Genomic DNA, 10,505 nt, shown 5'->3' on the forward strand with positions numbered 1-10,505 from the left:
TGACGCCGCTGCTGGTGGCGGTGCTGCTGCACCGCCAGGGCGGCGGGCACGGGCTGGCCGACGCCGGCCGCATCCTGTTGCAGCTGCTGCTGCCGTTCGCGGTGGGCAGCCTGCTGCGCCCCTGGATCGGCGCCTGGGCCCAGCGCAACAACCGCACGCTGTCCAAAGTGGACCGCAGCTCCATCCTGCTGGCCGTCTACACCGCGTTCAGCGAGGCGGTGGCGCAGGGCATCTGGCACGCGTTCCCGGCGATAGACCTGGCTTCCATGGTGCTGGTGAACGCCTTGCTGCTGGGCACGGTGCTGCTGCTTACGACCTGGGGCAGCCGCAAGCTGGGGCTGTCGAAGGAAAACGAGATCACGCTGGTCTTCTGCGGCTCGAAGAAGTCGCTGGCATCGGGGATTCCACTGGCCACGGTGCTGTTCGGCACTTCGCAGATGGGGGTGGTGGTGCTGCCGCTGATGATCTTCCACCAGATGCAGCTGATGGTCTGCGCGGTGCTGGCGCGCCGCTACGCGGAACGGCAGGCCCCGGCCGAAGCGGTGGCGGCGCAAGCTTGAGCGCGAGAAAGTCCGGCCGAGGCGTGCTGCTTCAAAAGCTACTCCGTGATGGGTTCCACACTCTGCCGGACCGAGCGCCAGGCCGCTATTCCGCCCAGCAGATACCTGGAACGGATATGCCTTGCATGAGGGTCTCCGCAAAGATGCAGTGATTCAGCCGGGATCGTCCCTTATGCCATCGGCATGACTGGTGGCCAGCGGTGCGTTTCGCCTTGGCACGACTGGCACCAGGCATAAAGAGCGTCGTACATGACCATGCCATGGCCAAGCATGACGTGGTCGTTGGCGTACAAGTGCGACAGGCCCAGCGACAGTGCGTACAGTCCGCCTGACTGCGGGGTCAGGTCCAGGCGCGAGGTGTCGGCGCCGCGAACGATGGTGGCCATTTGCTGCAGCGCCGGGTTGTCCGCCAGCCCATACTTATCGAGGAAAGCGTCAAAGCTGCACAGCTCTCCAACGTGCGAAAGTTCCACGCCAGGAATGTCGTAGGGAATGGCGGCGGTTTCCTTGGCGAGGCGTAGAACATCCCCCGCGGGCACGTAGAGAAATTCTGGCGTTTCGTCGATGAATCGGGCGATTAGCCATGGGCAGGCGATGCGGTCGATCTTGGGCCGTTCACGAGTGATCCATTGCATGATGAACTCCTGGAAAAGCACTTAGTGCAGCAGCGGATAAACCGCCAGGCCGATCATCGCCGCGCCAGCAACAATCATCGGCTCAGACAGTTTTTTGAAGCACAGCAGCAACAGCACTGCAGCCACTGCCAACAGCAATGTCGGCACATCGACGATCGTGCGCCGGGCGATAACGATGACTGCGCCTACGATGGCGCCGATCGCAGCGGCCGTCACGCCATCGACGAAGGCGAGAATGCCGGGCAGTTTTCCGTACTTCTTGAAGTAGGGCGCCGGGATGATGGTGAACAGATAACAAGGCAGAAAGGTAGCCAAGGCCGCCACACAGGCTCCGGGCAAGCCCGCGACCAGGTAGCCGATGAAGCCGACCGTGATGACAACGGGTCCCGGCGTGATCATGGCTACCGCCACTGCATGGACGAACTGCTTGTCATTGAGCCAGTGGAAGTCGGTAACCACGCTGCCGTAGAGAAACGGCACGATGGCCAGCCCGGAGCCGAACACGAAAGCTCCCGCCTTGGCGAAGAACAACCCGATCTGCCAGAGCAACGGCCAGTCCAGCGTGCTCAGCGTAGCCCCCGCTGGCACGGATACCGCGGCCACCGCCGACAGATGACCGGACTTTACCCACCTGGGCGGCGCGCGCCAAAACCAGACCAGCAGACCGGCCGCCAGAAACAGCCAGGCTGTTTCGGATTCGGTGATGACAGTGACGACGGCCAGCGCCAGGTAGATGGCCCACAACAGCTTGTCCTTGCCCACGCTCCTGGTAGTGAGCTTGTAGCCGCTGATGGCAATGATGCCGATCACCGCAGCGCTCACGCCGTAGAACACGGCTTGCATCCAGGCCAGGCCGCCAAAACGCAGATATGCCCACCCCAGGGCAACGACCATGAAGAACGACGGCAGGACGAAGGCGATCCCCACCAGCGTGGCGCCCAGAATGCGGTAATGCACGTAGCCGAGGTAAATGGCGAGCTGCGCGGCCAGAGGACCTGGCGCGAGCTGGGCGAGCGCCAAACCTTCCTTGTAGTCGCCGTCGGTGATCCAGCCTCTGCCCTCCACCAGATCGCGGCGCATGTAACCGGCCAAGGCAACCGGCCCGCCAAAGCCCAGGGTCCCCAGTCGGATGAAATACCGGATCAGTTGCCAGAGGGTATAGGCGGGTTGGGCGGCAAGCGTTGCCGCACTGGCGCGGGCAGATTCTTGGGACGGATTCATGGTTGCGCTCTTGAACCGAGGCCAGTCAGGTCTTACGCCCACCGGAGAAATGGGCGTACAGGGAATCCAGTACGGTGCCGGCTTCGAGCAGCAAGGCATCGTCGTCGGGCAGGCGTTTGCGAGCGCCGGCCAGGATGGCTTCAAAGCCTGCGGCTTCCGGCACCGCGGCACCGCCCACGTCGAGCGCATGTACCAGCGTTCCCAACAGCGCGAGGCCGCGATTCTCCTCCAGGCCGAAACTGGCAAGCAGGACCTCGAACGACACCCGATCGCCGACGTGCGTGAAAGTGGCGCCGTCGAAATCGAATCCCAGGGCGTCGGCCGGGCAGTCGGCCGGGGTATCCAGCCATAGAAAGCGCGCGGACGGGTCAATGAAGCGCTGGATCAGCCACGCACAGGCAACGCGATCAACCCAGATATGGCGTCGGGTCGCCCAGACGCGTCCCCGATGGTTCATGGGATCGCGGCGGGCTATGCCGCCCACCGATGCGTGGGGTTCGCCGGGCGACAGCAGGGATTCGATGGCATTGGCGAAATCGCGTTGCTGCGCTTGCGCGCGGAGCGACGTTTCAGCCGGGAAGAAATCTATGCGGCGCAACGCCTGGTAGCTACGTTCGTAGCGGCGCAACAGGCGGTTGAGCTCCGTCGCCTTCAACTCAGCGAGCGTCTGGCGCGCCTGGGCCAGTTCCGCCAGCCAGGCGTCATAGTCGGCCGAACGGTCGAACAGGGCCCGGAACGAGGCGGACTCGTCGTTGTCCTGGGCCTGCACCCGCAGCAGCCAAGCCTGACCGCCTTCTTCGCTCGTTTCGGCGGCCAGATCGGCCAGTTGGAGCGCTTGCTCGGCGTGCGCCGGTAGCAGATAGGCTCCGTCGCGCAAGGCTGCGCACCCCAACGTCTTGAGCTTGCGCCAGATGCGCATGCGCGCCGTGGCGCCGTCGGTGGGCAGGCTGACGATAAGCAGCAGCCAAGAAGAGGCAAGTGGCGTGTCCATGGGGAGCAGAATATGAAAGCATCGCTATCTCTGCAATCATGTAGATATCGCTACAGACTGATATCCCTTTCCCCGACCGACGACATGGTTTCCTTAATCATATCCCCCCCGGGGGGATATGATGACTCCATGAACAAACCCGATCCTCATCATCATCACGATGCCGTCGCCAAGCGCCTCAAGCGAGCTGAAGGCCATTTGCGCAGCATCCTGACAATGATGGAAGAACATCGTCCCTGCCTTGAATTGGCCCAGCAGCTGCATGCGGTCGAGCGCGCCATTTCCCAGGCCAAGAAGATCCTCATTCAAGACCATATCGACCATTGCCTGCAGGATGCGGTGGGCGAGCTGGACCAGGACAGACAACGCGTGATAGACGAATTCAAAGAAATCACCAAGTACCTTTAAGAACGCCATCCATGCTGTCGTTTTCCGATCTGATTGCCCAGGGTGCTTCGCATGCCTGGCTGTTTATTCCCAGCGCGATCCTGCTGGGCGCTCTACACGGGCTGGAGCCCGGCCACTCCAAGACGATGATGGCGGCGTTCATCGTCGCGATCAGGGGGAGTGTGTGGCAGGCTGTACTGCTTGGAATCACCGCGACCATTTCGCACACCTTGATTGTGTGGGGTATCGGGTTGGGCGGCATGTATCTCTGGCGCGGAGTCGCTGCGGAGGAACTGGAACCATATTTCCAGCTGGCGTCCGGAGTGATCATCGTGCTGATCGCTGCATGGATGTTCTGGCGGACCTGGCGCGATCAGCATGGCGCAGGCCACGACCATCACCACCACGTGCATCATCACCACGTGCATCATCACCACGACCATCATCACCACGACCATCATCACCACGACCATCGCAATGGCCACGGGCATGCCCACCGCCATGACGTCGCGTTCACGGAGCCAGAGCAACACCAGCATGACCAACGGCATGAAGAGCAGCGAGGACTGGACGTCGCGGGCGTAGGGCATCAGGACCCCCACCAGCTTGCGCACGCCAATGACATCCGGCGGCGCTTCACCAACCGGAACGTAACCAACTGGCAAATTGCCCTGTTTGGCCTGACCGGCGGGCTTATTCCTTGCCCTGCGGCAATTACGGTGCTGCTGCTGTGTCTGCAATTGAAAGAATTCACGCTCGGAGCGGCGCTGGTGCTGTGTTTCTCGATCGGACTGGCCATTACGCTGGTGACGGTCGGCGCCGTGGCGGCGCTAAGCGTACGCCAAGTCAACAAGCGGGCTCCGTGGTTTAGCGCGGTCGCTCAGCGGGCTCCGTATCTCTCCAGCCTGCTGATCATCGCCGTGGGCGTCTATGTGGGGATGAATGGATGGCTGGGCATCCGGGGCTAGTCGTCGGTCGCGTCTTCCAGCGGTCGGATCTTGCCGGCCGGCTGCCAATAGACCGCGCCGTCGCGTTCCTCGACCGCCAGCACGGTCAAGCGGCCATTTTTACAGGGCCCGCCCACGCACAGGCCGGTGTCCGGCTGGTAGGTGGCGCCGTGGCGCGCGCACATGATCAGGTCGCCGGCGCGGGTGAAGAAACTGCCTTCCCAATCCAGTTCCACGCCCACGTGGGCGCAGCGGTTCAGATAACCGTGCACGCGGTCCTGGTAGCGTACGAAGAAGGCGGTGGTCCGGCCCGCCGCATCGGACACGGGGATTTTCACGCCCAGGCCGCCGTTGGCGAGATCGGAGGAGGCACAGACGCGGACGGCGGGGGCGGGGTTCGGATCCTGCATGGGTAGCCTGGAATGCAAAAGGGTGCGATGTTCGGACAGGGGGCCGGGCTTGTCAATCCGGCGCGCCGGCCTGGGCGCTTTCCTGCTGGCGCGCCCACATGCCAGCGTAGACGCCGCCGTGCGCCAGCAGTTGCGGATGGCGGCCGCGTTCGATGATGCGACCCTCGCCCAGCACGATGATCTCGTCGGCGTCCGCCACGGTGGACAGGCGGTGGGCGATGATGAGGGTGCTGCGGCCCTGGCTGACTTCGCGCAGATTGGCCTGGATTTCACGTTCGGTGTGGGTGTCCAGCGCGCTGGTGGCCTCGTCGAACAGGAAGATGGCCGGATTCTTGAGGATGGTGCGGGCGATCGCCACGCGCTGCTTTTCGCCGCCGGACAGCTTCAGTCCGCGTTCGCCCACCATGGTCTGGTAGCCGTCCGGCATGGCCATGATCAAGTCGTGGATATGGGCCAGGCGCGCCGCCGCCTGGATCTCGCCCTCGGTGGAGCCGGGGCGGCCGTAGCCGATGTTGTAGAGGATGGTGTCGTTGAACAGCACGGTGTCCTGCGGCACGACGCCGATCGCGGCCCGCAGGCTGGCCTGCGTCACCTCGCGCACGTCCTGGCCGTCGATGAGGATGGCGCCGCCGTCGGCGTCGTAGAAGCGGAACAGCAGGCGCGCGATGGTCGATTTTCCGGCGCCTGAGGTGCCGACCACGGCCACGGTCCTGCCGGCCGGGATGGTGAAGCTGACACCCTTCAAAATGGGCCGGCGCGTGTCGTAGCCGAAATGCACGTCGCGGAATTCCACCTCGCCGCCCGCCACGCGCAAGGGCTGGGCATCGGGCCGGTCGGCCACTTCGCGGTCCTGTCCCAGCAGTTCGAACATGCGCTCCATGTCGATGATGGCCTGCTTGATCTCGCGGTAAACGAAGCCGAAGAAGCTCAGCGGCTGGTACAGCTGCAGCAGGTAGGTGTTGACCAGGACGAAATCGCCCAGCGTGTAGCGGCCGTCGGCGATGCCGGTGGCGGCCATCCACATGACCAGGGTCAGGCCCACCGAGATGATGGCGGCCTGGCCGACGTTGAGGACGGACAGGCTGACCTGGCTGCGCACGGCGGCGCGCTCGTAGCGGGTCAGCGAGGCGTCGTAGCGGCGGGCTTCGTGCTCTTCGTTGCCGAAGTACTTGACCGTCTCGTAGTTCAGCAGGCTTTCGATGGCCTTGGTGTTGGCTTCGGAGTCGGTTTCGTTCATCTGGCGCCGGAACTTGGCGCGCCATTCCGTGACCAGCAGCGTGTACGCCATGTACAGCGTGACGGTGGCGCCGGTGGCCAGCGCCAGCCAGATGTCGAACATCTTCCACAGCACGATACAGACCAGCCCGATTTCGAAGAAGGTCGGCAGGATGCTGAAGAGCAGGAACGACAGCAGGGTCTGGATGCCCTTGGTGCCGCGTTCGATGGCGCGGTTCAGGCCGCCGGTCTGGCGCGTCAGGTGAAAGCGCAGCGACAACGCGTGCAGGTGGCGAAAGACCTGCAGGCCGACGGCGCGGATGGCGTGCTGCCCGACCCGGGCGAAGATGGCGTCGCGCAGCTCCGAGAACAGCAGCGACAGCACCCGGGCGGTGCCGTAGGCCAGGATCAGGCCTAGCGGCACCGTGACGGCGCCCGGCGCGCCCTTGCCCAATTCGTCGATGGCCTGCTTGTACAGCAGGGGGACATAGACCGTGGCCGCCTTGGCCGCGAACAGGCATAGCAGGGCCGCGACCACGCGCGTTTTCAGGCCGGTTTCGCCAGGCGGCCAGAGATAGGGAAAGAGGGTGCGCAGGGTGGAGAAACCGCCGCGGCGCTCGGGCCGCGTGTCAGGAGCGTTCATGGTCAGGGCCGGGAGGGTTATGCATGGGCCGGCGGGCCGTCGGAAGCGCATTATCGGCTACGGGCGGTATTTCTGCCGCGGGGCCGCGCCAGGGGCGGAAATAGCTGCTTTGGCGGGGGGCATTCAAGGAATTGGCGGCTGTGGGGGTATTATCGGCCTCACGGCCCCTGGGATGTGTAGACCTCTCCCGGGGGTTTTCAATCCGGCATGGTGACTCGGGCGCAGCCTGGCGGGCCCGTTCTTTACTGTCTCAACCAAGGATGAAGCCTGGCTGCCCCTTGGTTGCGCGACCCGGCGCATATTCGCCGCGCGGACGTCGCGTCGCAAGCTACGGAGGGTCTTATGGCGAAAGTACCCGCAGTGAAATTGAACGACGGCAGCAAGATTCCCCAGCTGGGCCTGGGCGTCTGGCAGGTGCCGAACGATCAGGCGGCCGCAAGCGTGAAAGAGGCGCTGGCGGCCGGCTACCGCTCGGTGGACACCGCGGCCATCTATGGCAACGAGGCCGGCGTGGGCGAGGGCCTGCGCGCGGCCGGCGTGGCGCGCAAGGATCTGTACGTCACGACCAAGCTCTGGAACGACAGGCACGGCTACGACGAGGCCCACAAAGCCATGGACGAGAGCCTGGAAAAGCTGGGCCTGGCCTACGTGGACCTGTACCTGATCCATTGGCCCGTGGCCGGCAGCACGAAGTTCGTTGATGCCTGGAAGGCCATGGTCGAAATGAAGGAAGACGGCCGCGCGCGTTCGATCGGCGTGTCCAATTTCACCCAGGCCAACCTGGAACGGCTGATCGACGTCTCCGGCGTGACGCCCGCGGTGAACCAGGTCGAGCTGCACCCTGGCTTCACCCAGCGCGCGCTGCGGGACTTCCACGCCAGGCATGGCATCGCGACGGAGTCATGGAGCCCCCTGGCCCAGGGCGGCGTGGCCAAGGACAAGGTCATCCTGGAACTGGCGAAGAAACACGGCAAATCGCCCGCCCAGGTGACGCTGCGCTGGCACCTGCAGAACGATCTGATCGTGATTCCGAAGTCGGTGACGCCGGCCCGCATTCGCGAGAACATCGACGTCTTCGACTTCGAGCTGTCGGCGGCGGATATGGCCGCCATCGACGGCATCAAGGAAGGCGGGCGCCTGGGGCCGGACCCGGAAGTGTTTGGCAAGTAGCCGTGTTGCGCGCGCGCTAGGGCTTCAGCGGAAACACCCAATAGCGCGCGATCACCGCCAGCAGGATGGCCAGGGCGGTCCAGGACGCCCAGTGCCAGCCCCCCGTGCCCAGCAGCGCGGCCAGCAAGCCGAACACGCTGAGCACGCCCAGCAGGATCGGGGTGCCCCAGACAAACATGAAACCACGGGCAGTCTTGCTCATGCGGGAGTCCTTTTCGGGATGGCGGCGGCCTGGTGCTTGCGTACGAGTTCGGCGATGCGCGCCTCGGTGGCGCGGCGGCGAGCCAGCCAGAGATAGAGGCCGCTGACCAGGACCACGATCGTGATGACGTCCAGCAGCGCCCAGATGATTTTCAAGGGCAGGCCGCCATAGTCGCCGAAGTGCAGCGGGCGCGAGACTTCCAGCGCGGTCAGGTACCAGGGCATCTTGGCCACGGTGGTCAGTTCGCCGGTCTTGCCGTCCACCAGCACGGGCGTGTTCAGTTTGGAAGTGAGCGGCGTGTCGCCGCGCATCCAGGTGATGTAGTGGTGGGGACTGCCGAAGGCGTTGCCGGGAAAGGCGATGAAGGACACTTCGTTGCCGGGCAGGGCCTTGCGGGCCGTATCGGCGGCGGCGTGGGCCGAGGCCAGTTCGGTGGGTACGGTCTGGCCCTTGTAGGGTTCCAGGATGCGCACCAGTTCGGTCGATTGCCACAGGCGGAACAGCGGCGTGGATAGTTCATTGATCACGCCCGTGATGCCCACCACGAAGGCCCAGACCAGCGTCACGATGCCCAGCAGATTGTGCAGGTCCAGCCACTTCAGGCGGGTCGAGCGGGTGGCGCGCACGGTGCCGAATTCCAGCTTCTTCATGAAGGGGCCGTAGAGCACCACGCCGGACACGATGGCCACGCAGAACAGCAGCCCCATGAAGCCCAGGAACAGCTCGCCGGGCAGCCCCGCGAACAGGTCCACGTGCAGGGCCAGCATGATGCCCATGAAGGAAAACTTGTCCTGCGTGTAGAGCGGGCCGTCCAGCAGCACGTCGCCGGTGCGCGCGTCCATGCGCACGGCGTGGCCGGACACCTGGCCATCGCCGGGCGTTTTTGCCATGCCCACATAGACTTGCGGCTCGTCGGGATCGAAGAACAGGTAGTCGACGACTTCGCCCGGATACATGGCGCGGGCGCCGTCGACCAACTGGTCCAGGTTGGCGCGAGGGGTCGAGGCCGGCACGTCGGACAGCGGCTTGCCATCGTCGAGCCAGTGTTCGATCTCGTGGTGGAACACCAGAGGCAAACCGGTAAGACAGATGATGAGCAGGAAGATCGTGCAGACCAGGCTGGTCCACTTATGGACCAGGTACCAGGTTTTGATGGTGGACGCGGCGGTCATGGGGGGCGGGCCCTTGCAGGCGCGGGTTGGAGAAAGCTGGATATTATCGCGAATAATATCGATTCTCGTAACCAAATTTTGACCATGGCCTGGCAAGGGGGAGCAGCCGGGTGGGCTTGAAAGCGGGTTAAAAAGAGGGATCAAGCATCAACCCAGTGGTAGCCCCGGATCATCATGGAGCAGCGTTTTCTCAAAGTCCCGCGCAACGAGCTAGGCCGCGATTTCGCGGTGGGCGACCTGCATGGGCATTTTTCCCGCCTGCAGCAAAGCCTGGACCAGCTGGGCTTCGATCCCACCCGGGACCGCCTGTTTTCCGTCGGCGACCTGGTAGACCGCGGCCCGGAAAGCGAGGCCGCGCTGGAGTGGCTGGCCCGGCCCTGGTTCCACGCGGTCCAGGGCAATCACGAGGATTACGCGATCCGCCACGTGCGCACCGGGCAGGTGGATGTGGACAACTGGCGCGGCTACGGCGGCGGCTGGTTCCTGGACCTGCCATCGGATCGGCAGCAGGTATTCGCCGAGGCCTTCGCGCAATTGCCCATCGCCATCGAGGTCGAAACCCTGGACGGCGCGGTGGGGCTGCTGCATGCCGATTGCCCGGTGCTGTTCTGGCCGCGGCTGGAATCCGCCTTGCAAGACCGCTATCGGCGCACCAGCGCCGCCTGTCAGTGGTCGCGCGACCGCCTGCGGCAGATGGACCGCACCGGCATCCGCGGCGTGCGGGCGGTGGTGGCGGGGCATACGCCGGTGCCGGCGCCGCTGCTATTGGGCAACGTCTATCACATCGACACCGAGGGCTGGAAGTCCGGCTATTTCACCTTCCTGGACCTGGAATCCCTGCGGGCCTGGCCGCGCGAGGTCGTGACCGAACTCGCGGAGCAGGAATAGCAGGCTTGAATTCCCGGCGGCTGGCGCCGGGAACGCTCACAGCGGCCGGGCGGCCACCGGTCCG

The 10,505-nt window shown here is 64.6% G+C and carries 12 protein-coding genes; 5 read left to right on the top strand and 7 right to left on the bottom strand.

Annotation, left to right across the window (positions count from 1 at the left end; translation table 11 throughout):
* Positions 1–560 (top strand): bile acid:sodium symporter (locus VIR09_RS18320; RefSeq protein WP_332014152.1); only part of this gene is annotated, 560 nt, incomplete at its 5' end.
* 170 nt (positions 561–730) lie between these two features.
* Here VIR09_RS18320 and VIR09_RS18325 read toward each other — a convergent pair.
* Genes VIR09_RS18325 through VIR09_RS18335 form a run of 3 tightly spaced genes read right to left on the bottom strand, consistent with a single transcriptional unit; the run spans position 731 to position 3,407 of the window.
* Entirely contained in the window at positions 731–1,195 is a 465-nt protein-coding gene (locus VIR09_RS18325; protein ID WP_332014153.1) for a chromate resistance protein ChrB domain-containing protein, read from the bottom strand.
* 21 nt (positions 1,196–1,216) lie between these two features.
* Complete coding sequence (locus VIR09_RS18330; RefSeq protein ID WP_332014154.1) at positions 1,217–2,416, bottom strand: chromate transporter; 1,200 nt, start codon at positions 2,414–2,416, stop codon at positions 1,217–1,219.
* A 25-nt stretch (positions 2,417–2,441) separates the two neighbouring features.
* Positions 2,442–3,407, bottom strand: coding sequence for a chromate resistance protein ChrB domain-containing protein (locus VIR09_RS18335; protein WP_332014155.1), 966 nt, complete (start codon positions 3,405–3,407; stop codon positions 2,442–2,444).
* A 129-nt stretch (positions 3,408–3,536) separates the two neighbouring features.
* Between VIR09_RS18335 and VIR09_RS18340 the strand changes: the two genes are divergently transcribed.
* Together VIR09_RS18340 and VIR09_RS18345 are read left to right on the top strand one after the other, a co-directional pair.
* The gene (locus tag VIR09_RS18340) at positions 3,537–3,815 is read left to right on the top strand and encodes a metal-sensing transcriptional repressor (RefSeq protein ID WP_332014156.1); all 279 of its coding nucleotides are present in this window, start codon (positions 3,537–3,539) and stop codon (positions 3,813–3,815) included.
* Between the two features lie 11 nt (positions 3,816–3,826).
* On the top strand, positions 3,827–4,762 hold the full coding sequence (locus VIR09_RS18345; protein ID WP_332014157.1) for a nickel/cobalt efflux transporter: 936 nt from the start codon (positions 3,827–3,829) through the stop codon (positions 4,760–4,762).
* Here VIR09_RS18345 and VIR09_RS18350 read toward each other — a convergent pair.
* Positions 4,759–5,151, bottom strand: a complete 393-nt coding sequence (locus tag VIR09_RS18350; protein ID WP_332014158.1) for a Rieske (2Fe-2S) protein — start codon at positions 5,149–5,151, stop codon at positions 4,759–4,761. The two genes, VIR09_RS18345 and VIR09_RS18350, sit on opposite strands and share 4 nt — an antisense overlap.
* Positions 5,152–5,203: 52 nt before the next feature.
* Positions 5,204–7,009: an ABC transporter ATP-binding protein/permease gene (locus VIR09_RS18355; RefSeq protein WP_332014159.1), complete on the bottom strand. Its 1,806-nt coding sequence runs from the start codon at positions 7,007–7,009 to the stop codon at positions 5,204–5,206.
* 342 nt (positions 7,010–7,351) lie between these two features.
* Here VIR09_RS18355 and VIR09_RS18360 point away from each other — a divergent pair, with 342 nt between their 5' ends.
* Positions 7,352–8,179 carry an aldo/keto reductase gene (locus VIR09_RS18360; protein ID WP_332014160.1) on the top strand — a complete coding sequence of 276 codons (828 nt, stop codon included), beginning with the start codon at positions 7,352–7,354 and terminating at the stop codon, positions 8,177–8,179.
* A 16-nt stretch (positions 8,180–8,195) separates the two neighbouring features.
* Here VIR09_RS18360 and VIR09_RS18365 read toward each other — a convergent pair whose 3' ends face one another.
* Positions 8,196–8,381 (bottom strand): hypothetical protein, encoded by a 186-nt coding sequence (locus VIR09_RS18365; RefSeq protein WP_332014161.1) that lies wholly within the window; start codon positions 8,379–8,381, stop codon positions 8,196–8,198.
* The gene (locus tag VIR09_RS18370) at positions 8,378–9,553 is read right to left on the bottom strand and encodes a PepSY-associated TM helix domain-containing protein (RefSeq protein ID WP_332014162.1); all 1,176 of its coding nucleotides are present in this window, start codon (positions 9,551–9,553) and stop codon (positions 8,378–8,380) included. The genes VIR09_RS18365 and VIR09_RS18370 overlap by 4 nt, the downstream gene beginning before the upstream one ends.
* Before the next feature lie 174 nt (positions 9,554–9,727).
* On the opposite strand from VIR09_RS18370, the gene VIR09_RS18375 reads away from it, so the two are divergent.
* On the top strand, positions 9,728–10,441 hold the full coding sequence (locus VIR09_RS18375) for a metallophosphoesterase (protein ID WP_332014163.1): 714 nt from the start codon (positions 9,728–9,730) through the stop codon (positions 10,439–10,441).
* The last annotated feature ends 64 nt before the right edge of the window (positions 10,442–10,505 follow it).

The organism is Achromobacter sp. (genome assembly GCF_036567245.1).
In the GTDB taxonomy this organism is placed as follows: Bacteria; Pseudomonadota; Gammaproteobacteria; order Burkholderiales; family Burkholderiaceae_B; genus Achromobacter.